The organism is Comamonas endophytica (assembly GCF_023634805.2).
Lineage (GTDB): Bacteria > Pseudomonadota > Gammaproteobacteria > Burkholderiales > Burkholderiaceae_C > Comamonas > Comamonas endophytica.
This window is the reverse complement of sequence record NZ_CP106881.1, coordinates 1,999,647-2,021,248: the sequence shown is the minus strand read 5'-3', so window position 1 is coordinate 2,021,248 and position 21,602 is coordinate 1,999,647. Positions and strand designations below refer to the sequence as shown.

The 21,602-nt window shown below is 67.5% G+C and carries 18 protein-coding genes; 10 read left to right on the top strand and 8 right to left on the bottom strand.

Annotation, left to right across the window (positions count from 1 at the left end; genetic code table 11):
• The first annotated feature begins 141 nt into the window (after positions 1 to 141).
• From M9799_RS09020 to putP, 3 genes are all read left to right on the top strand, one after another.
• Positions 142 to 735 carry a ferritin-like domain-containing protein gene (locus tag M9799_RS09020; RefSeq protein WP_231042784.1) on the top strand — a complete coding sequence of 198 codons (594 nt, stop codon included), beginning with the start codon at positions 142 to 144 and terminating at the stop codon, positions 733 to 735.
• 123 nt (positions 736 to 858) lie between these two features.
• The gene (locus M9799_RS09015) at positions 859 to 3,291 is read left to right on the top strand and encodes a penicillin-binding protein 1A (RefSeq protein WP_231043223.1); all 2,433 of its coding nucleotides are present in this window, start codon (positions 859 to 861) and stop codon (positions 3,289 to 3,291) included.
• Between the two features lie 120 nt (positions 3,292 to 3,411).
• Positions 3,412 to 4,944, top strand: coding sequence for a sodium/proline symporter PutP (gene putP, locus M9799_RS09010; protein ID WP_231042785.1), 1,533 nt, complete (start codon positions 3,412 to 3,414; stop codon positions 4,942 to 4,944).
• Between the two features lie 384 nt (positions 4,945 to 5,328).
• On the opposite strand, the gene M9799_RS09005 is transcribed toward putP, so the two are convergent.
• A complete protein-coding gene (locus M9799_RS09005) occupies positions 5,329 to 6,102 on the bottom strand; it encodes a tyrosine-protein phosphatase (protein WP_231042786.1) in 774 nt (257 codons plus the stop codon).
• A gap of 58 nt (positions 6,103 to 6,160) precedes the next feature.
• Complete coding sequence (locus tag M9799_RS09000; RefSeq protein WP_231042787.1) at positions 6,161 to 9,085, bottom strand: DNA topoisomerase III; 2,925 nt, start codon at positions 9,083 to 9,085, stop codon at positions 6,161 to 6,163.
• 114 nt (positions 9,086 to 9,199) lie between these two features.
• Between M9799_RS09000 and M9799_RS08995 the strand changes: the two genes are divergently transcribed.
• From M9799_RS08995 to M9799_RS08985, 3 genes are read left to right on the top strand one after another with little or no spacing between them, the layout of a single operon-like run.
• Positions 9,200 to 9,706: an SET domain-containing protein gene (locus M9799_RS08995; protein WP_231042788.1), complete on the top strand. Its 507-nt coding sequence runs from the start codon at positions 9,200 to 9,202 to the stop codon at positions 9,704 to 9,706.
• Positions 9,703 to 10,524 carry a biotin--[acetyl-CoA-carboxylase] ligase gene (locus M9799_RS08990; RefSeq protein WP_231042789.1) on the top strand — a complete coding sequence of 274 codons (822 nt, stop codon included), beginning with the start codon at positions 9,703 to 9,705 and terminating at the stop codon, positions 10,522 to 10,524. Before M9799_RS08995 ends, M9799_RS08990 begins: the two co-directional genes overlap by 4 nt.
• A gap of 12 nt (positions 10,525 to 10,536) precedes the next feature.
• Entirely contained in the window at positions 10,537 to 11,256 is a 720-nt protein-coding gene (locus M9799_RS08985; RefSeq protein WP_231042790.1) for an SPOR domain-containing protein, read from the top strand.
• Positions 11,257 to 11,478: 222 nt separating this feature from the next.
• Here the strand turns inward: M9799_RS08985 and M9799_RS08980 are convergent, their stop codons facing one another.
• Both M9799_RS08980 and M9799_RS08975 read right to left on the bottom strand, forming a co-directional pair.
• Positions 11,479 to 12,408 carry an N-formylglutamate amidohydrolase gene (locus M9799_RS08980; RefSeq protein WP_231042791.1) on the bottom strand — a complete coding sequence of 310 codons (930 nt, stop codon included), beginning with the start codon at positions 12,406 to 12,408 and terminating at the stop codon, positions 11,479 to 11,481.
• A 23-nt stretch (positions 12,409 to 12,431) separates the two neighbouring features.
• The gene (locus tag M9799_RS08975; protein WP_231042792.1) at positions 12,432 to 13,397 is read right to left on the bottom strand and encodes a Bug family tripartite tricarboxylate transporter substrate binding protein; all 966 of its coding nucleotides are present in this window, start codon (positions 13,395 to 13,397) and stop codon (positions 12,432 to 12,434) included.
• A gap of 138 nt (positions 13,398 to 13,535) precedes the next feature.
• Here M9799_RS08975 and M9799_RS08970 point away from each other — a divergent pair, with 138 nt between their 5' ends.
• Entirely contained in the window at positions 13,536 to 14,555 is a 1,020-nt protein-coding gene (locus tag M9799_RS08970) for a LysR substrate-binding domain-containing protein (protein WP_231042793.1), read from the top strand.
• On the opposite strand, the gene M9799_RS08965 is transcribed toward M9799_RS08970, so the two are convergent.
• The 3 genes from M9799_RS08965 to M9799_RS08955 all read right to left on the bottom strand — a co-directional run bounded on the left by M9799_RS08965 (position 14,509) and on the right by M9799_RS08955 (position 17,411).
• Entirely contained in the window at positions 14,509 to 15,948 is a 1,440-nt protein-coding gene (locus tag M9799_RS08965; RefSeq protein WP_231042794.1) for a sensor histidine kinase, read from the bottom strand. The two genes, M9799_RS08970 and M9799_RS08965, sit on opposite strands and share 47 nt — an antisense overlap.
• A gap of 109 nt (positions 15,949 to 16,057) precedes the next feature.
• Positions 16,058 to 16,732: a response regulator gene (locus M9799_RS08960; protein WP_231042795.1), complete on the bottom strand. Its 675-nt coding sequence runs from the start codon at positions 16,730 to 16,732 to the stop codon at positions 16,058 to 16,060.
• Positions 16,733 to 16,886: 154 nt separating this feature from the next.
• Positions 16,887 to 17,411 carry a MarR family winged helix-turn-helix transcriptional regulator gene (locus M9799_RS08955; protein ID WP_231042796.1) on the bottom strand — a complete coding sequence of 175 codons (525 nt, stop codon included), beginning with the start codon at positions 17,409 to 17,411 and terminating at the stop codon, positions 16,887 to 16,889.
• A 139-nt stretch (positions 17,412 to 17,550) separates the two neighbouring features.
• On the opposite strand from M9799_RS08955, the gene recA reads away from it, so the two are divergent.
• Together recA and recX are read left to right on the top strand one after the other, a co-directional pair.
• Positions 17,551 to 18,705 (top strand): recombinase RecA, encoded by a 1,155-nt coding sequence (gene recA, locus M9799_RS08950; protein WP_231042797.1) that lies wholly within the window; start codon positions 17,551 to 17,553, stop codon positions 18,703 to 18,705.
• A gap of 59 nt (positions 18,706 to 18,764) precedes the next feature.
• Complete coding sequence (recX, locus tag M9799_RS08945; protein WP_231042798.1) at positions 18,765 to 19,226, top strand: recombination regulator RecX; 462 nt, start codon at positions 18,765 to 18,767, stop codon at positions 19,224 to 19,226.
• 80 nt (positions 19,227 to 19,306) lie between these two features.
• Here recX and argC read toward each other — a convergent pair whose 3' ends face one another.
• The gene (gene argC / locus M9799_RS08940) at positions 19,307 to 20,239 is read right to left on the bottom strand and encodes an N-acetyl-gamma-glutamyl-phosphate reductase (RefSeq protein ID WP_231042799.1); all 933 of its coding nucleotides are present in this window, start codon (positions 20,237 to 20,239) and stop codon (positions 19,307 to 19,309) included.
• 193 nt (positions 20,240 to 20,432) lie between these two features.
• On the opposite strand from argC, the gene sucC reads away from it, so the two are divergent.
• Positions 20,433 to 21,593 (top strand): ADP-forming succinate--CoA ligase subunit beta, encoded by a 1,161-nt coding sequence (gene sucC / locus M9799_RS08935; protein ID WP_231042800.1) that lies wholly within the window; start codon positions 20,433 to 20,435, stop codon positions 21,591 to 21,593.
• Positions 21,594 to 21,602 lie beyond the last annotated feature (9 nt).

Genomic DNA, 21,602 nt, shown 5'->3' with positions numbered 1-21,602 from the left:
ATCGCCCAGGGCCAGGCCGCGCGCCCGTGCCGGGTCTTTGCATCGGCGTATCGCGGTTTTTTCAGGGTTGGTCATGCGCGCTTTTCTCACAGGCGCCGCGCGCACGCGCGCCTACCCTCGAGGCAATAGCGGAGACCCGACATGAAACCGTCCAGCGCAGTGCCTCGCGCCTCCAGGTCGCACCACGGCGGCGCTGCAGCCTCGGCAGTGCGCGAGCGCCTGGCCCTGGACCCGGCGGGCATCGAGGCTGCCAGGAGCGACCTGCATGACGGCGCCGTGACCCCGCATTTCGGCCCCTGGCGCGAGGAGATCATCGGCCTGCTCAATGACGCGCTGGCCACCCAGTGGATCTGCGCGATGCGCTACCGGCGCCACCACTTCACCGCCACCGGCCTGGGCGCAGCCGCCATTGCCGGCGCATTCCTGGTGCATGCCGACGCCGAGGCACGCCATGCCGACCAGCTGGCGCGGCGCATCGTGGAGCTCGGCGGCGAGCCCGACCTCAACCCCGACACCCTGAGCCAGCGCAGCCATGCCAGCTACAGCCCGGTGCGCGAGCTGCAGGCCATGCTGCGCGCCAACCTGATCGCCGAGCGCGTGACCATCGAGGCCTGCAGCCAGATGGTGGCGCTGATCGGCAGCAAGGACCCGACCACGCGCTGCCTGCTGGAATCCATCCTGGCGCAGGAGCAGCGCCACGCCCGCGCGCTGGCCGACTGGCTGGTCCCGGCATAACGCCGCGCGGCACAGGGCCCGAGGCCTTGCGCCAGAGGCCAGACAGCCGCGGCGCAGCAGCCTTGCGTTTTTTCGGCCACACTGCGCGCTTTGGATTTCCAGCAGCCTGGCCTGCTCAGCACCGTGCGTCCTCCCGTGAATGACTTGAAGCTGCCCGCCCGCTTGGCCGCCGCGTGGCAACATGCGCAGACCCTGTCCTACTGGCCCACGCGCGAGCGCCTGGTGGCTCTGCGCGGATCCATGCGCCGTCCCACGCGGCGGCAACTGGCCTGGGGCGTGGCCGCGCTGCCGGCGCTGGGCGTGCTGTATGTGCTGGTGCTGATTCCCTTCACGCCCGGCATCCGCGACATCCGCAAGGCGCGCCTCGAGCAGCCGGCGCAGATCCTGAGCCAGGACGGCAAGGAGCTGGCCGTGTTCAAGCGCAGCAACCGCGACTGGGTGGCGCTGGACCAGATCGCCCCGGCCGTGGTCAAGGCGCTGATCGCCACCGAGGACCACCGCTTCTACCAGCACCACGGACTGGACTGGCGGCGCACCGCCTCGTCGCTGGTCTACACGCTGGCCGGCGACCGCCAGGGCGGCTCGACCCTGACCCAGCAGCTCGCGCGCAACCTCTACCCCACCGAGATCGGCCGCGCGCCCACGCTCACGCGCAAGCTCAAGGAGGCCATCACCGCCTTCAAGATCGAGGCGCTCTACACCAAGGACGAGATCCTCGAGACCTACCTCAACACCGTGCCCTTCCTCTACAACGCCTACGGCATCGAGATGGCGGCGCGCACCTATTTCGACAAGTCCGCGCGCCGGCTGAGCGTGCTGGAGTCGGCAACGCTGGTGGGCATGCTCAAGGGCACGAGCTACTACAACCCGGTGCTCAACCCCGAGCGCTCGGTGGCGCGGCGCAACACCGTGCTGTCGCAGATGGTCAAGCGCGAGGAACTGGACGCGGCCACGTTCGAGCAACTGAAGAAGCGCCCGCTGCGCATCGACTTCGAGCGCCAGGAGGAACCCACGGGCCCGGCCCCGCACTTCACGCAGCAGCTGCGCAAGTGGCTCATTGCCTGGGCTGACAGCAACGGCTACGACATCCACACCGACGGCCTGGTCGTGCACACCACGCTGGACTCGCGGCTGCAGACGTGGGCCAGCCAGGCCGTGGCGCGCCAGGGCCGCACGCTGCAGGGCATTGCCGACAGCGGCTGGAACCGGCGCGACGGCTGGAACGCCGACAACCCGCTGGTGCAGACGCTGGTGCGCGAATCCGCCGAGTACCGCCGTTCCACGCTCGACCCCGACCCGGCGCTGCAGGCGCTGCTGAGCGACAAGGCCTTCATGCGCCGCCTGCGCGCCGACAAGCTGCGGCTCGAGGCCGGCCTGCTGGCCCTGGACCCGGCCACGGGCGCGGTGCGCGCCTGGGTCGGCAGCCGCGATTTCAGCCTGGACGGCTACGACCATGTGCAGCAGGCGCGGCGCCAGCCGGGCTCGACCTTCAAGCCCTTCGTCTATGGCGCGGCGCTGCAGCAGGGCCTGCAGGCCGATGACAAGCGCCCCGACCAGGCGGTGGAAATCGCGCTGGCGGGCGGCGAGGTGTGGCGCCCGAGCGATGCCGGCCCGCCCAGCGGCAAGGACATGACGCTGGCCGATGCGCTGGCCTATTCGAAGAACACCATTACCGCGGCGCTGGCGCAGGAGGTCGGCGTGAACCGCGTGGTGCAGGTGGCGCGCGCGCTGGGCGTGCGCCAGAGCCCGCTCGAGGCGGTGCCGGCGTTGGCGCTGGGCAGCAGCCCGGTCACGCTCAAGGAAATGGTCAGCGCCTATGGCACGCTGGCCAATGGCGGCAGCTACCGCGAGCCGATGTGGGTCACGCGCATCGAGAACCGCGCGGGCGAGGTGCTGGCGGAATTCACGCCCACGAAGCCGGAGCAGGTGTTCGACGGGCAACTGAGCTACGCGCTGGTCGACATGCTGCGCGGCGTGGTCGACAAGGGCACGGCGCGCGCCATCCGCCAGCAGTACGGCATCCGCGGCGACGTGGCAGGCAAGACCGGCACCACGCAGGCCAATACCGATGGCTGGTTCATCCTCATGCACCCCGAGCTGGTGGTCGGCGCGTGGACCGGCTTCAACGACAGCCGCATCAACCTGCGCAGCGACCACTGGGGCCAGGGCGCGCGCAGCGCCCTGCCGATGGTCGGCGACTTCACCTCGCGCGCGCTGCGTGCCCGCGTGATCGACGCCAAGGCGAAATTCAGCGCGCCCGAGGAGCACCACTGGTGGAGTGGGTTGGGCGCGGCCTGGCAGCGCCGCTGGGAAAGCTGGTGGGCACCGGCGCCGCCACAGGCCGCGTCCAGGCCCCGCGCCGCGCCGCCGCAGCCCGAGCCCGAACCCGTGCCGCAGGAGCCGCGTGCGCCGCAGCCCGTCACCGTGGTGCCTGCCACGGGCCTGCCGATGCCCGGAGAGGCCATCGAGGAAAGCACGCCGCTGCTGCCGCTGACGCGCGGCAGCCTGTATTCGGTGCCGGCGGATGCGCCGCAGGAGGTCTGGATCGCACCCTAGGCCTGCCCTGCTTGCAGCCCTGCTGCGGAAGTGGCCTGCACCGGAATTGAATGTGAGTGCCTACAATCGTTTCGCACACCCACTGCCCGGCGGTACATGCCGCGCAGGCCAGGAGACGCCATGAACGCCGATCTGCCCACCACCATCACCTTTGCCATCTACCTGCTGGCCATGCTGCTCATCGGCTGGCTCGGCTGGCGCGCCACGTCCAACCTGTCCGACTACATCCTCGGCGGGCGCAGCCTGGGCAGCGTGGTCACGGCGCTGTCCGCGGGCGCCTCCGACATGAGCGGCTGGCTGCTGATGGGCCTGCCGGGCGCGGTCTTCCTCTCGGGACTGTCGGCGTCGTGGATCGCCATCGGCCTGTGCATCGGCGCCTGGCTCAACTGGCGCTTCGTCGCGGCACGGCTGCGCATCTACACCGAGAAGGTCGGCAACGCATTGACCCTGCCCGACTACTTCACCAACCGCTTCGAGGACCGCAGCCACCTGCTGCGCATCGTCACGGCGCTGGTCATCCTGGTGTTCTTCACCATCTACTGCGCCTCGGGCGTGGTGGCGGGCGCGCGGCTGTTCGAGAGCATGTTCGGCATGGATTACCGCCTTGCGCTGTGGGTCGGCGCCTTCGCCACCATGGCCTATGTGTTCATCGGCGGCTTCCTGGCCGTGAGCTGGACCGACACCCTGCAGGCCTCGCTGATGATCACCGCGCTGATCCTTGCGCCGCTGATGGTCATCCACGCCGACGGCGGCGTGGCCGCCAGCAGCGCCGCCATCGATGCCGCGCGGCCGGGCGCCTTCGACATGCTGGCCTCGCTCGACACCATCGCCATCGTCTCGCTGCTGGCCTGGGGGCTGGGCTATTTCGGCCAGCCGCACATCCTGGTGCGCTTCATGGCCGCCCAGTCGGCGCGGACGATCCCCACCGCGCGGCGCATCGGCATGACCTGGATGGTGCTGTGCCTGGGCGGCGCGGTGGCCGTGGGCCTGTTCGGCATCTCCTATTTCGGCCAGCGCCCCGAGCTGGCCGCGGGCGTGGCCGGCAACGCCGAAACCGTGTTCCTCGAAGTCGCCAAGCTGCTGTTCAACCCCTGGATCGGCGGCATCCTGCTGGCGGCGGTCCTGGCCGCGATCATGAGCACGCTGTCATGCCAGCTGCTGGTCTGCTCCAGCGCGCTGACGCAGGACCTGTACAAGGCCTTCCTGCGCCGCGACGCGGGCCAGCGCGAACTGGTCTGGTTCGGCCGCGCCATGGTCCTCGCCGTTACCGTGGTCGCCATTCTCATTGCCCGCGACCCGGACAGCCGCGTGCTGAGCATGGTCAGCTACGCCTGGGCCGGCTTCGGCGCCGCCTTTGGTCCCCTGGTCCTCCTGAGCCTGGTCTGGCCCCGCATGACCCGCAACGGCGCGCTGGCCGGCATGGTGGTCGGCGCGGCCACGGTGCTGGTGTGGCAGCACTACCAGTGGTTCAAGCTCTACGAAATGGTGCCGGGCTTCCTGCTTGCCACGCTGGCCATCGTGGTGGTGAGCCTGCTGGGCAAGCCGCCTTCGGCGAGGCAGTTGGAGATCCACGAGGAAGTGGATCGGGAGATCGGGGGGCTTGGGGGACCAGGGGTGCGTGAAGATGCGGCAGCCAATGCGGCAGGGATATGAAATGCTCAATCTGTCGCGGGGCCGTCCATCCTTCGACAGGCTCAGGACGAACGGTCAATAAACAGCCGCTGCGAGCAGGGTGTTGAAATGAGCGCTGAGGGTTTTAACCCGTTCGCCCTGAGCCTGTCGAAGGGTGTAAGGGGCCAAGGGTCCGCAAAGGAAAATTCATCGCACCCGCCCTACCCCGACATCGACTTCGCCAAACACCGTCACCCCGCTGCCACTGCTGCCGCCTTGCACGGCGTTTCCCCCCGCACAGCCCGCCAGCCCCGCCACCAGCGCCACGGCCGCAAAAACCTGCATGCAAATCTTCATAAGGACTCCCGTAAACAAGCTTCGATGCTACCGGTCGCGCAAGGAGCCAGGTAACCGGATGTGCCCCGTCTATTCGAGATAGCGCCGAGCCAGCTCCGCACGCGCCGCGCGGTCCATCCCCAACACCTCCGCCAGATACCGATCCATCCCCCCATGCTCGCGCTCGACGAGGTCGAACGCGCAGTCGAGAAACGGCGCCTGCACGCGCCACAACACCTCCAGCACCTCCTCGGGCAGGCGCCCTGCCCCCGCGGCGACGGGCCGCCGGTAGTGCGCGTTGGTCAGCAGATAGTCTTCCATGATCTGCTCGCGGGGCACTCCCAGGGCATGCAGGATCAGCGCCGCGGCCCAGCCGGTGCGGTCCTTGCCCGCGGTGCAGTGGAACACCAGCGGCGCCTCGCTGCGCAGCAGCAGCTGGAACAGCCGCGCGAAGCGGTCGGCGTTGTCGCGCACGAAGCTCAGGTAGGTTTCCTGCATCAGCCCCACGGTATCGGCGGCCGTGAGCCGGTGCCCGGCCGCCAGCAGCGACTGGGTGCGCTGCACCACCGTCGGCTCGACCATGAACGCATGGCGCGTGAACTGCGGCCAGGCATAGCCCTGCACCGTGCATTCGTTGGCGCCGCGGAAGTCGACGCTGTGGGCGATCTTCAGATCGGCCAGCGTCTGCAGATCGGCCGCCGACAGCCCCGCCAGATGGTCCGAGCGGAAGATGCGCCGCCACTGCAGGCGGCGCCCGTCGGCGGTGCCGTAGCCGCCAAGGTCGCGGAAATTGCTGCTGCCCTCGAGGCGCAGCACACGGTCCGGCAGCGCGGTGCCGGGCGAAAGCAGTTGAGTGGAGGCCATGCCACAGCGTAGCGCATCGGGCGCCGCGCCGTGTGTACCTCAGATGACAACCGCCTTGTCAGGCGAGATGCTTGCCGACGATGCCGGCCAGCTCGAACATCGTGATCTGGTCCTTGCCGAACACCGGCTTCAGCCGGGCATCGGCATTGATCGCACGCTTGTTGCTCGCGTCCTGCAGGTTGTTGGCCTTCACGTAGTCCCAGATCTTCTTGATGACCTCAGTGCGCGCGACCTGCCCGTCGCCGATCACCGCGGCCAGCGCGGGGCTGGGCGTCAGATTGGAGGCGACCTTGCGCGGCGCCTTGGGCACGGCCGCGGACGCGGCCTTGGCCACCGCCGTCTTGGCAGCGGGCACCTTCCTGGCCGCCGTCTTCTTCGCGGCCGGCGCCTTTTTCGCCGGCGCACCCGCGGTCTTACGCGCCGGGAATTTCGAATCGCGCTTCTCGAACTCGAAATTCACCTTGCCCTCCGCGGCGTCCCAGACCAGGAAGGCCTTGAACGCGCGGCGCGTGCGGTTGGAGACGAACTTCTCCAGCAGGTCGGTCTTGCCGGTGGCCAGCAGCTTGGCCATCTGCTCGCGCTCGATGGGCTGCTGCAGGATGATCTGGCCGCTCTTGAAGTCGCAGCTGGGCACGGGATGGGCGGGCGTGGGCACCGCCCTGGAGCAGACATAGTTGCTGCCATGCTGGAATACCGGCGCGCCGCACTTGGGGCAGGGGCCGAGCGGCTGCTGGGCCGAGAAATCGACGATCTCGCCCGTGTCCTCGGCATTCGCGTCGTCGCCGAAGTCGAACTCGAGCTTGTAGTTGTCGTTCTCCTCGTCGCGCACGATGGCGACTTCGGCCACGAAGGGCCAGCCGGCCTTGGAACGGAAGCCCTCGAGCGGGCCGATGCGCCGATCGCGCAGCAGGGCTTCGGCCTCGTGCGTCTCGAAGGTGCGCCCGGCCGGCGATTTGGTGAACGAGAAGCCGCAGCCGCTGCTCTTGCCGTCGGCACCCGTGCAGGCGTAGCGGCGGTAGTTTTCCTTGACCACGCCTGAACAATTGGGACAGGGGGTCTGGAGCGTCGCGTAGTCGCCGGGAATGGTGTCGCGGTCGTATTCCTTGGCCTTCTTGACCAGGCGCTCGGTCATGGACGCGATTTCCTGCATGAAAGCCTCGCGCGAGAGCTGGCCCTTTTCCATCTGCGAGAGCTTGTACTCCCACTCCCCCGTCAGGTCGGCGCGCGACAGCTCCTCGACGCCCAGGCCGCGCAGCAGCGTCATCAGCTGGAAGGCCTTGGCCGTGGGAATCAGCTCCCGGCCCTCGCGCATGATGTATTTCTCGGTCAGCAGCCCTTCGATGATGGCGGCGCGCGTCGCGGGCGTGCCCAGGCCCTTTTCCTGCATCGCCGAGCGCAGTTCCTCGTCCTCGACCTGCTTGCCGGCGCTTTCCATCGCGCCCAGCAGCGTGGCTTCGGAGTAGCGCGCCGGCGGCTTGGTCTTCAGGCCCTTGGGCTCGACAGCGCGCGCCAGCGGCTGCTCGCCGGGCTGCACGGGCACCAGGTTCTGGCCCTTGTCGCCTTCCTTGGCGTCCTCGACCTCGTGCGCGGCTTCCTTGCCGTAGATCGCCAGCCAGCCCGGCTTGACCAGCACCTTGCCCTCGGTCTTGAAGTGGTGGGTCTCGACGCGGCTGATGCGCGTCGTCACCTGGTGCTCGGCGCTCGGGAAGAACACCGCCATGAAGCGGCGCACCACGAGGTCATAGAGCTTTTGCTCGGCCTCGCTCAGGCCGCTCGGCGCCTGCGTGGTGGGGATGATGGCGAAGTGGTCCGACACCTTGGCGTTGTCGAAGATGCGCTTGCTCGGGCGCACGTAGTTGTTCTTCAGCGCCTGCTGTGCAAAGGGCTCGAGGTGGCGCAGGCCGCTCTTGGCGAGCATCTCGAAGGTCTGCTGGGCGACGGGCAGGTAGTCCTCGGGCAGCGCGCGCGAATCGGTACGCGGATAGGTCAACGCCTTGTGGCGCTCGTACAGGCTCTGGGCGATGGACAGCGTGGTCTTGGCCGAGAAGCCGAACTTGCCGTTGGCCTCGCGCTGCAGGCTGGTCAGGTCGAACAGCAGCGGCGAGGCCTGGGTCGTGGGCTTGCTTTCCTCGGTCACCACGGCGGGCTTGCCGCGCGCCGCCTGGGCGATGGCCTGGGCTTCGGCCAGGCTCCAGACGCGGTCGGCGCGCAGCTCAACGTCTTCGCTTTTCTTCCATTGCGGGTTGAACCACTTGCCCAGGTACTCGCCGGCCTGCGCGCCGAAGGTGCCGTGGATTTCCCAGTAGTCACGGCTGACGAACTTGCGGATCTTCTCCTCGCGCTCGACCACCACCGACAGCGTCGGGGTCTGGACCCGGCCGACGGTGGTCAGGAAGAAGCCGCCATCGCGCGAATTGAAGGCCGTCATGGCGCGCGTGCCGTTGATGCCGACCAGCCAGTCGGCCTCGGAGCGGCTGCGCGCGGCGTCCGCCAGGCCCTGCATCTGCTCGTCGCTGCGCAGGCTCTCGAAGCCCGCGCGGATGGCCTGCGGCGTCATCGACTGCAGCCACAGGCGCTGCACCGGCTTGGCCAGCGGCTTGGCGCCGCCTGCGTACTGCTCGATCAGACGGAAGATCAGCTCGCCCTCGCGGCCCGCGTCGCAGGCGTTGACCAGGCGCGTGACGTCCTTGCGCTTGGCCAGCCGCACCACGGCGTTCAGGCGGCTCTTGGTCTTGTCGACGGGTTTCAGGTCGAAGAAGGGCGGAATGACCGGCAGATTGGCAAAGCTCCACTTGCCGCGCTTGACGTCGAACTGCTCGGGCGCCTGGATTTCCACCAGATGGCCGACGGCGCTGGTCACCAGATGGGTGTCGTTCTCGAAATGGTCCTCGTGCTTCTCGAACTTCCCCACGACCGGGGTCAGCGCACGGACAATGTCCTGCGCCACGGAAGGCTTCTCGGCAATCACCAGTGTTTTTGTCATTGTGTGTTCTCGTCAATTCAAGCGCCGGCCCGGGCCGGCGCTCCTACAATCCGTTCTCACGCGTGTACGCGCACGCACGCGCATGTGTGCATATTCAAAGTATCAGAGATTCCAATGCCCCGCACCCAGTCCACTTCGCCGGCCGCGCGCCGCATCCAGACCCGGCGCTCCGGCGTACATGGCAAGGGGGTCTTTGCCGTGCAGGATATTGCCGAGGGCGAAGTCCTCATCGAATACACGGGTGAAATCATTTCCTGGCAGCAGGCCCAGGACCGCCACCCGCACGATCCGCTGCAGCCCAACCACACCTTCTACTTCCACGTCGATGAAGACCGCGTGATCGACGCCAACTTCGGCGGCAATTCCTCGCGCTGGATCAACCACAGCTGCAACCCCAACTGCTATGCCGACGAGCGGGACGGCCGCATCTTCATCACCGCGCTGCGCAACATCGCCGCGGGCGAGGAACTGAACTACGACTACGGCCTGATGCTCGAGGAGCGCTACACGGCCAAGCTCAAGGCCGAGTACCCCTGCTACTGCGGCGCGGCCAACTGCCGCGGCACGCTGCTGGCGCCCAAGCGCGGCTGGCGCCCGCCGATGCCCGGGGACAAGGCATGAGCCTGACTCCTATTCGCTGGCCTGCCGAAGCCCTGTGGCAGGCCGTCAGCCCGCTGCTCGAAGGCTTCACGGTCGAGATCCTGCCCGAGGTCGATTCCACCAATACCGAGCTGATGCGCCGCGCGCGCACGGGCCGCTGCGAACCGATCCTGCTGGTCACCGAGCACCAGACCGCGGGCCGCGGGCGGCTGGGCCGCCAGTGGGTCAGCGGCATCGGCGATTCGCTGACCTTTTCGCTCGGCCTGCCGATGTCGCCGGCCGACTGGTCTGGATTGTCGCTGGCCGTCGGCGTGAGCCTGGCGCAGAGCCTGCAGCCGCAGCTGCCCGCCGCTGGCGAGGACCGCGCGCGCCTGGGCCTGAAGTGGCCCAACGACCTCTGGCTCGAAGGCGACCGCAAGCTCGGCGGCATCCTGATTGAAACCGCCAGCGGCGTCGGCCCCGGCGGCCCGTCGCGCTATGTCGTCATCGGCGTGGGCCTGAACGTGCGCGCGCCCGCGGGCGAGGGCCTGTCCACCACGCCGGCGGGCCTGCGCGACATCGATCCGGCACTGGATGCGCCCACGGCGCTGGGTCGCATCGTGCCACCGCTGGTGCAGGCCCTGCTGGCTTTCGAGCAGCACGGCTTCGCGCCCGTGCGTGCGCGCTTTGCCGAGCGCGACCTGCTGCAGGGCCGCATCGTCAACCTGAGCGACGGCCTGAGCGGCCTGGCCCAGGGCGTGGGCCCCGATGGCGCGCTGCGCGTGCAGACCCCCGGGGGCCTGCGCGCCGTGACCAGCTCGGACATCAGCGTGCGGCCCCAGGCCGAGCCCATCTCCTAACAGAAAGACTCCATGCTGCGCATTGCCCTGTTGATCCTGCTGCTGGCCAATGCCGGCTATTTCGCCTGGAGCCAGGGCGCGCTGGCCAGCCTGGGCTGGGCGCCCACGCAGCACAGCGAGCCCGAGCGGCTGCGCCAGCAACTGCAGCCCGAGGCGCTGCAATTGCTGCCACCGGCGAGCACGGCAGAGACAGTGGCTGCCGCCACTCCAGCGCCCGCAGTGGCTGCCGAACCCACTGTATCCGCCGAACCGCCGCCGGCCGAGGTGCAGGCGCCAGTGGGGCCAACGCAATGCCTGCAGGCCGGCATCTACGACGACAACGCCGCGGACACGCTGCGCCGCGCACTGCTGTTGCAAGTGCCCGAGGGCAGCTGGAACCTGGCGCCGATCACCCAGCCGGGCCGCTGGATGGTCTACATGGGCAAGTTTGCCGACAGCCAGGCGCTGGAGAAGAAGCGTGCCGAACTGGTGGCGCGCAAGCTCGACCATGACCGCGCGGGCGGAGCGCTCGAGCCCGGCCTGTCGCTGGGCCGCTTCAGCAGCGAGGAGGCCGCCACGCGCGAGCTGACCCAGCTGGTGCGCCAGGGCGTGCGCAGCGCCCGCGTGGTGCAGGAGCGGCCTGACCGGCATGGTTTCATCCTACGCCTGCCTGCGGCCACCCCTTCGCTGCGGGCGCAGGTGGAGGCGCTGCCGGCGTTCGGGGGGAAGGCGTTGCGGGGATGTGGTGCTTAGGAGAGGGTCAGGGTTCCTCTTGAGGTGGGGCCGTCCACCCTTCGACAGGCTCAGGGCGAACGGGGATTGGCGGCGAGGCGTATCGATTTATCCGTTCGTGCTGAGCCTGTCGAAGCATGGACGGCCCCACGTCGAAAAGGACCTCTGACCCTCTTAGCACCCGAATCTTGAAACAAAAACGGCCCGGAAACCCGGGCCGTTTTGCATTCGCGACAGAATCGCTCAGGCGCGCGGATCGAAAGCCATCAAGTCCTCCACCAGCGCCTGCAGATCCTTCGTCAGCCGCAGATACCCCGCCTGATCCAGCTCCAGCGTCTGCTCGTCCATATAGATCTTGCGGTTGATCTCGATCTGGATGCTGTGGCGGTTGTCCGCCGGGTTGCCGTAGCGGCGCACCAGCTCCACGCCCTTGTAGGGGTGGTTGTAGTCGACGCTGTAGCCGCGCGCCCGCAGGAAGTCGCAGATGCGCTGCGACAGGCGCGGGTCGGCCGTCGTGCCGTCGCGGTCGCCGATGACGAAATCCGCATGCGCCAGGCCCGGATGCAGCGTGGCATGGCTGGCGGCCACCGCCGGCATCGAATGGCAGTTGATATGGATGCTGTAGCCATGGCGCGCGTGCGCCGCATCGATCGCCTTGGCCACGGCCGCGTGGTAGGGCTTCCAGCAGCGCTCGATGCGCGCCAGCAGTTCGTCCACCGTCAGCGCGCGATCGTAGATCGGCACGCCGGCATCGGTGAACTTCCAGATCAGCCCCTTGCCCAGCCGCACCTTCTGCAGCACCACCTGGTCCTCGGTGACCGGCAGCGGCCATTCGCCGTCGATCATGCCGCAGTCCACTTCCGTGGTGTCGCGATTGGCGTCCAGATAGATGCGCGGGAAATGCGCCTCGATCCAGCTCACGCCCAGCGCCGGTGCAAACGCGTAGATCTTCTCGACATGCGTGTCCTCGGCCTGGCGCAGGGTGGCCAGCGGCAGGCACGAGCCGAAATCCTCGGGATACCAGGTGCCGCTGTGCGGCGAGTCCAGCACCACGGCACTGGTGCCGGGAATGCTGGTCACCATCTGCGCCGGCGCGGGCGCATGGGCCACGCCCGCCACTCCTGGCTGGGCATGCTGGAAACGTTGGCTGATCAATTGCAATACGGGATGCATAGGCAGACTGGAAGTTAGGAGGTTCAGTCGAGTTGGATCTTGGCGTAGGCGGCGACCTGCTTCATCTTGGCGATCTCGGTCTCGATCTGCTTGCTGAAGGCAGCGGTCGAAGTGCCCGTGGGGTACAGGCCCTGGGCCGCCATGCGCTGCTTGACCACATCTTCCTTGAGTGCGTCGGCCACGGCCTTCTGGATGCGTGCGACCTGGGCCGCGGGCATCGACTTGGGTGCCACCAGACCGAACCACGAGGGATCGTTGATGTCCTTGTAGCCCAGCTCGGCATAGGTCGGCACATCGGGGAGCACGTCCAGGCGCTGGGGCCAGCTCACGGCAATGGCGCGCACCTTGCCGGACTTGATCTGCGGCAGCGACGAGGCCACCTGGTCGAAATACACGGGCACCTGGCCACCCAGCACATCATTGATGGCCGGGCCGGCGCCGCGGTAGGGAATATGCAGCATGTCGGTGCCGGTGGCGCGCTTGAACAGCTCGCCCCACATGTGGCCGATGGTGCCGTTGCCGGGCGTCGCGTAGCTGACCTTGCCGGGATTGGCCTTCAGGTAGGCGACCAGTTCGGCCATGTTCTTGACCGGCAGGGCCGTGGGGTTGACCACGATCACGCCCGGCGCCTTGACCATCTCGGTCACGCCGACGAAGTCCTTGAGCGCGTCATAGGGCAGCTTGTTCAGCACGGCGGGGTTCACGCCATGGGTCGACAGCGTGGCCACGCCCAGCGTCAGGTTGTCGGTGGCGCGCGCCACTTCGGACATGCCGATCGAGCCGCCGGCACCGGCGCGGTTCTCGATGACCACGGGCTGGTTCAGCAGGCGGCCGAGCACGTCCTGCAGGTTGCGCACGACCATGTCGGTCGAGCCGCCCGGAGGAAAAGGCACGACGATGCGCAGGGGCCGGCTATTGTCCTGCGCAAAAGACATTCCAGGAACGACAGTTGTAGCGGCAAGGGAGGCAATGAAATGACGACGTTGCATGTGTTTTTTCCTTTTCGAACAGAAAGATTAACGGAATTCGGTACAGGGACAAAGCAATACCTGTGCCTGTTATTATTCCAAATCGGAATATATTGAAGCTTTTCAAGCATCCTTGCACCACCTCCGTGATTGAACGCCATGTCCAGTTTGCGTCGCCTCAACCCTCCCGTGCACCTGTTGCGGGCTTTCTCCACCGTGGTGCGTTTCGGGGGTGTGTCGCGCGCGGCAGAGGCGCTGCACCTGACGCAAAGCGCCGTCAGCAAGCAGGTGCAGGAGCTGGAGAAATGGGTCGGCGTGACGCTGTTCGAGCGCAACCGAAAGCGCCTGACGCTGACCCCCGCCGGCGAGCGCTACGAACGCGCGGTGCGCGCGCTGCTGTCGCAACTCGAGGCGGCGACGCTGGAGCTGATCACCAGCGATGACCGCAGCGGTGCGCTCTACCTGTCGGTGCTGCCCACTTTTGGTGCGAAGTGGCTGATTCCGCGGCTGCCGCAGTTCCAGCAGCGCGAGCCGCAGGTCACGCTGCATTTCGTGCCCTATGTGCATGGCTATGATTTCGAGAGTCCCACGCTCGACTGCTCGATCCTGTTCGGCGACGGCCACTGGCCCGGCGCGCGCGCGCACTATCTGGTGGGACAGCAGGTGGCGCTGATCGCTCCGCCCAGGGGCAGCCCTGGTGCGCTCGAATTGCGCAAGCCCAAAGACCTGATCGCCTGCACCCGGCTGCGCCATGTGACCATTCCCGACGCCTGGGCGCAATGGAGCCAGGCGCATGGCGTGGAAGGCATGCGCGCCCTCGACGGCCCGCAGTTCGACCAGTTCCAGAGCATCATCCGCGCGGTGATGGCCGGCATGGGCGTGGCGCTGGTGCCGCGCTGCCTGGTGCAGGACGAGATTGCCTCGGGCATGGTCACCGAGCCCCTGCCCGGCTACACCAGCCACCTCGGCTACTGGTTCCTCTACCCCGAGGGCCGCGCCCACCATGGCGCGCTGGTCTCGCTGCGCGACTGGCTGCTGGAATCGGCCGCGCAATCGAGCGCCGAAATGCTTGCCGCCAGCCAGGCGGCGCTGGCTGCCGCCGCGCAGTCCGCACCGCCCGGCCTGGGTCGATTCAGCTCGACGCAGGCGGCACCTGGAGCCCCGCGAAACGCACGCTGAAGCGCGCGCCCGGCGGCATCTGCCCAGGGCGTGCCGGCTCGAGCGTGACCTGGGCGCCATGCTGGCGCGCGATCTCCTGCACGATAGGCAGGCCCAGGCCCGAGCCGTCGACCGGCGTGCCCAGCGCGCGGTAGAAAGGCTGGAACACCAGTGCCCGCTCGGCCTCGGGCACGCCCGGCCCGGTGTCCTCGACCTGCAGCAGCAGCGTCCGCGCGCGGCTGTCGGCCGACAGCCGCACCGTGACCACACCGGGCTGCTCGGGTGTCGAAGGCATGTAGTTGATGGCGTTGTCGACCAGGTTGCGCACCAGCTCGGTCAGCAGCGTCGGGTTGCCCTCCATCCAGACTCCGGGAGCGCCAGGCTCGGCGCCGTCATAGCCCAGGTCCACATGGCGCTCGAGCGCGCGCGGTACCGAATCGCGCACCACGTCGATCACCAGCCGCGCCAGGTCGCAGCGCTGCTTGGCCAGCGCCGTGCCCGTGCCTTCGACGCGCGCCAATGCCAGCAGCTGGTTGACGGTGTGGCTGGCGCGCATGCTGGCGTGCCCGATCTGCTGCAGCGAGCGCTTGAGCTCCTGCGTGCTCGTGCCCTCGCGCTGCGCCAGGTCGGCCTGCATGCGCAGGCCCGCCAGCGGCGTCTTGAGCTGGTGCGCGGCATCGGCCAGGAAACGCTTTTGCGTGGCCAGCGATTCATTGAGCCGGCACAGCAGGTCGTCGACGGCATTGACCAGCGGCGCGACTTCCAGCGGCACCTCCTGGAAATTGAGCGGCGACAGATCGTCTGGCTTGCGCGCACGGATGCGCTCCTCCAGCCGGTGCAGCGGCGTGATGCCGCGCGCCAGCGCCATCCACACCAGCATCACCGCCAGCGGCAGCACGACGAATTGCGGCAGCATCACGCCGCGGATGATTTCGCCCGCCAGCGCGTTGCGCTGGTCGCGGGTCTCGGCCACCTGCACCAGCGCCAGCGGCTGGTCCGGCCCCGCCAGCGGCACCCAGACCGCCGCCAGCCGCAGGTCCACGCCATGCAGCTCCGCGTCATGCAGCTGCACTGCGCCATCGCGCCGCTCGGCATCGGTCCATGGCGGCCGCGGCAGGGCCGGCTGGCCCGCCAGCAGCCGGCCCTGCGGGTCCAGCACCTGGTAATGGATGGTGTCCTTGGCGCCGGTGCGCAGCGGGTGCTCCGGGCCCGATGGCAGCTGGCCCTGCTGCACCTGCCGCGCCAGCAGGCGCGCGTCGTATTCCAGCGCCCGGTCATAGGGCTGGTTGGCCAGCCCCTGTGCCACCAGCCAGGTCAATCCCAGGCTCACGGGCCACAGCAGCAGCAAGGGCGTCAGCATCCAGTCGAGAATGCCGCCGAACAGGGAATATTGTTCGCGCTGGAAGAGTTTCATGGGTTTCGCCAGGAGCCTTCCTCCCTTGTTTTGGGCGCACGACCAGCAACCCCTCTACCGTTCGCCCTGGGCTTGTCGAAGGGCATTTCAGGGCGGTTGTTTGTCAGAGTCAATCGCGGATTTTCTCCAGGCAGTACCCCAGCCCCCTGACCGTCGCGATCCGTATCGGCCCGTGCTCGATCTTCTTGCGCAGCCGATGGATATAGACCTCGATCGCGTTGTTGCTCAGCTCCTCGCCCCACTCGCACAGGCGCTCGACCAGCTGGTCCTTGCTGACCAGGCGGCCGGCGCGCTGCAGCAGCACCTCCAGCAGGCCCAGTTCGCGCGCCGACAGCTCCACCATCCTGCCGTCGATCGTCGCCACGCGCCCCGATTGGTCATAGACCAGCGGCCCATGCCTGATGGTGCTGCTCGCGCCGCCCATGCCGCGGCGCGTCAGCGCGCGCACGCGCGCTTCGAGTTCCTGCAGGCTGAAGGGCTTGGCCATGTAGTCGTCGGCGCCGAAATCCAGCCCCTTGACGCGCTCCTCGACGCTGTCGGCTGCGGTGAGTATCAGCACCGGCAGGCCGTCGCCGCGCCCGCGCAGCCGGCGCAGCACTTCCAGGCCATGCATCTTCGGCAGGCCCAGGTCGAGGATCAGCAGGTCGAACTCGCTGCAGGTCATCAGCACCGATTCGGCCTCGCTGCCGCTGGCCACATGGCTGACGACCGCGCCCGAACCGCGCAGGCTGCGCAGCAGGCCATCGGCAAAGACCTGGTCGTCTTCGGCAATCAAGATGCGCATGCGGATGGGTCCCTCGGTGAAGCGCGGCGGTGCACGAGCGCCGGATGTTTGGTCCATTCTAGAGAGGGATGCCAAGGCACGACCTGGGGTTTTCGCGCTGTTTTGCCGCCAGGCCGCCCCAAGGCAAGACGCGGTGGGCGAACTGGGGGCTACTTCATGCCGGCTTGCCGCTGCTGGCCGAATAAGCCTCGAGCCCCAGCGCCACCACGGTCGCCACGTCGTCCCCGACTTCGGCGCGGAATTCGGCCTCGGCCTGGGCCACGGCGGCCTCGAAGGCCTGCAGCCAGCCCAGCCCTGTGGGCGTGAAGCGTATCCAGCGCGTGCGCCGGTCGCGCGCATCGGGCTCGCGCGTGACCAGCCCCCAGGCCAGGCACTGCTCGACCAGATCGGCCATGGCCTGCTTGCTCATGCCCGCGCGCTCGGCCAGGTCCGTCAACCGGTCGCCGCCCAGCGACAGATGGCGCGTGATGTGGATATGCGCGGCGCTGACCTGGTCGCGTGCCGCGAGGTTGGACAGCGCCAGCGGCACCTCGACCGCATGCGCCATCAACTGCATGACGCGCGCATCGAAACGCCGCATCGAATGCCCGAGCAGCCGGCCCAGATGGATCTGGCGCCAGGCATCGGAATAGTCCGAAGGCATGACTGCCGAAGGTATGGAAGGAGGAAAAGAAGCCATGGCAAATTGTCAGGCAAACTGACTAAAAATCATCTATACACGCAAACACAACCCTCATAAACTACTGTTCAAGCATCCAGCCTGGCAGTATGCACAGACCGTCGGTGCTATCCAAAATCATTGCTTTCTAGGAGTTTTCATGGACGTCACCACTGTCAAGGGCAACAACCCCGCCGCCGCTGCCAACACCGAAAAGGCCAAGGCACTGCAGGCTGCGCTGGCCCAGATCGAAAAGCAGTTCGGCAAGGGCACCATCATGCGCCTGGGCGAAGGCGAAGTCATCGAAGACATCCAGGTCGTGTCCACCGGCTCGCTGGGCCTGGACATCGCACTGGGCGTCGGCGGCCTGCCGCGCGGCCGCGTGGTCGAGATCTACGGCCCTGAATCCTCGGGCAAGACCACGCTCACGCTGCAGGTCATTGCCGAGATGCAGAAACAGGGCGGCCAGTGCGCGTTCGTCGACGCCGAGCACGCGCTGGACGTGCAATACGCCCAGAAACTGGGCGTGCAGCTGTCCGACCTGCTGATCAGCCAGCCCGACACCGGCGAGCAGGCGCTCGAGATCGTCGACAGCCTGGTGCGCTCGGGCGCCGTGGACCTGATCGTCGTCGACTCGGTGGCGGCGCTCACGCCCAAGGCCGAAATCGAGGGCGAGATGGGCGACGCGCTGCCCGGCCTGCAGGCCCGACTGATGAGCCAGGCGCTGCGCAAGCTGACCGCGACGATCAAGAAGACCAACTGCATGGTCATCTTCATCAACCAGATCCGCATGAAGATCGGTGTCATGTTCGGCTCGCCCGAAACCACCACCGGCGGCAATGCGCTGAAGTTCTACGCCTCCGTGCGCCTGGACATCCGCCGCACCGGCACGATCAAGAAGGGCGACAACGCCATCGGCAACGAAACCCGCGTCAAGGTGGTCAAGAACAAGGTCAGCCCGCCGTTCAAGACCGCCGAGTTCGACATCCTGTTCGGCGAGGGCATCTCGCGCGAAGGCGAGATCATCGACATGGGCGTCGAAGCCAAGATCCTCGACAAGTCGGGCGCCTGGTACGCCTACCGCGGCGAGAAGATCGGCCAGGGCCGCGACAACGCGCGTGAATTCCTGCGCGAGAACCCGGACCTGGCGTTCGAGATCGAGAACCGCGTGCGCGAAAGCCTGGGCGTCTCGCTGCTGGCCGGCGCCACGCCCGCCCCGGCCGCTGGCAAGCCTGCCAAGGCCGACAAGGCCGCGGAAAAAGCCGAGAAGGCCGACAAGGCGGCTGCGGCAAGCGCTGAACCCGCAGGCGAATAAGCACTGACGGCCCTGCCGCGCAGCTCTGCGCGGCAGGGCCGTTTTGCTTTTGCACTCACATGGTTTTTTCCACCCTCTCCCTCAAGGGCCGCGCGCTGCGCCTGCTGGCACAGCGCGAGCATTCAAGGCTCGAACTCGAACGCAAGCTCGCCAGCCATGTCGCCGAAGGCGAGGACCTGGCGGCCGTGCTGGACGAACTCGAATCCAAGGATTTCATCAACCCCGAACGCGTCGCCCAGTCCGTGGCCTACCGCCGCGGCAGCAGGCTGGGCACGGCGCGCGTGGTCCAGGAAATGCGCAGCAAGGGCCTGGACGACGACACCGTGCGCGCCGCCACGCTGGAACTGCGCGCCACCGAATGGCAGCGCGCGCATGCGATCTGGCGCCAGCGCTTCGGCGCCCCGGCCGAAACGCCGCAGGAAAAACTCAAGCAGATGCGTTTTCTGGCGAGCCGCGGTTTTTCGGGCGAGGTCGTGCGCAAGGTAGTGGGGGGGCAGGCGCCGGAGGAGGCATCGGGCTGAAGCCCTCTTGCCCACCCACATCCAGTCCTCAGCTCAGGGCGAACGGATAAAAACCCTCCGCGCCTGATTGGCCGCGCGCCTCAAACTCCAAGCATCAACTGCAGATTCTGCACCGCCGCCCCGCTCGCGCCCTTGCCCAGATTGTCCAGCCGCGCCATCAGCACCGCATGGCGGTATTGCTCGTTGGCGAACACGCGCAGCTCGAGCTTGTTGGTGTTGGCCAGCGTGTCGGCGGCCATCTTGCCGTCTTCGGTCGGCGGCAGCACCGAAACCCATTGCTCGGGCGTGGCGGTGCGCGCGTAGTGGCTGGCCAGCGCGTCGTGCAGGTCGGCGGCCTTCGGGGCGCCGGGCAGCAGGTCGAGGTGCAGCGGCAGCTGTACCAGCATGCCCTGGGGGAAGTTGCCCACCGCCGGCATGAACAGCGGACGGCGCGTGAGGCCGGTGTAGCGCTGGATCTCGGCGATGTGCTTGTGCGCCAGGCCCAGCGCATAGGCTTCGAAGGGCGCGGCGGTGCCGGCCTCGTAGGCTTCGATCATCGGGCGGCCGCCGCCGGTGTAGCCCGACACCGAGGGCAGGCTGACGGCGAAGTCGGCGGGCAGCAGGCCGGCGTCGACCAGCGGGCGCAGCAGCGCGATCGCGCCGGTCGCATAGCAGCCGGGGTTGGACACGCGCGACGCGCCCTTGACGGCTTCAAGCTGGCCCTCGGCGAGTTCGGGAAAGCCATAGACCCAGCCCGGCGCGGTGCGGTGGGCGGTGGAGGCATCGATGATCTTGATGCTGCGGCCGGTCTCGGCAGTGATGGCATCGACCACGGCCACGGTCTCGCGCGCCGCGTCGTCGTGCAGGCACAGGATGACCAGGTCCACGCCCTCGATCAGTGCGCGCTTGGCAGCCGCATCCTTGCGCAGTTCGGGTGCAATGCTGACCAGCTCGATCGCAGGCATGGACTGCAGCCGCTCGCGGATCTGCAGGCCCGTGGTACCGGCTTCGCCGTCGATGAACACTTTGGACATGGAAAAACTCCTGCAATCGTTCCCGGCCCTTTGCTACACGCGCAGCTCAAAAGCCAGTATATGGGTTAGTAGTTTTACACCGGGGATGGTGCATCGCAGCATGATACATTTCCGGGCTGCCATGTCCCATGCCCGCGGCCAGACAACATTATGGCGACCGGGTGAACCACCATTCCTGAGAGAGAGACAGCTCATGAAGATTCATGAATACCAAGGCAAGGAAATCTTGCGTACGTTCGGCGTGCCCGTTCCGCGCGGCATCCCTGCATTCACCGTACAAGAAGCCGTCGAAGCGGCCCAGAAGCTCGGCGGCCCGGTCTGGGTCGTGAAGGCCCAGATCCACGCGGGCGGCCGCGGCAAGGGCGGCGGCGTCAAGGTTGCCAAGAGCATCGACGACGTCAAGCGCCTGGCTGGCGAGATCCTCGGCATGCAGCTGATCACGCACCAGACCGGTGCCGAAGGCCAGAAGGTCCGCCGCCTGTACATCGAAGACGGCGCCGACATCCAGCAGGAATATTACCTGTCGGCCGTGACCGACCGCGCCACGCAGAAGGTGGCGTTCATTGCCTCCAGCGAAGGCGGCATGGACATCGAGGAAGTGGCGCACTCCACGCCCGAGAAGATCATCACCGTCATGGTCGATCCCCTGCAGGGCTTCACCCAGGCCAACGGCGAAGAGCTGGCCAAGGGCATCGGCATGCCTGAAGACTCGGTGGCGCAGTTCATCGACATCTGCCAGAAGATCTACAAGTGCTACATGGACACCGACGCGTCGCTGGTTGAGATCAACCCGCTGAACCGCGACGGCAAGGGCAACGTCACCGCCCTGGACGCCAAGTTCAACTTCGACTCCAACGCGCTGTTCCGCCACCCCGAAATCGTTGCCTTCCGCGACCTGGACGAAGAAGATCCGGCCGAAGTCGAAGCCTCGAAGTTCGACCTGGCCTACATCTCGCTGGACGGCAACATCGGCTGCCTGGTCAACGGCGCCGGCCTGGCCATGGCCACCATGGACACCATCAAGCTGTTCGGCGGCGAGCCGGCCAACTTCCTGGACGTGGGCGGCGGTGCCACCCCCGAGAAGGTCACCGAAGCCTTCAAGATCATGCTGAAGAACCCCAAGGTCGAAGGCATCCTGGTCAACATCTTCGGCGGCATCATGAAGTGCGACACCATCGCCACCGGCGTGATCACCGCCTGCAAGGCCGTGAACCTGCAGGTGCCGCTGGTCGTGCGCATGAAGGGCACGAACGAGGAACTGGGCAAGAAGATGCTGGCCGAATCCGGTCTGCCCATCATCTCGGCCGACACCATGGCTGAAGCCGCCACCAAGATTGTCGAAGCCGTCAAGTAACAGACCCTG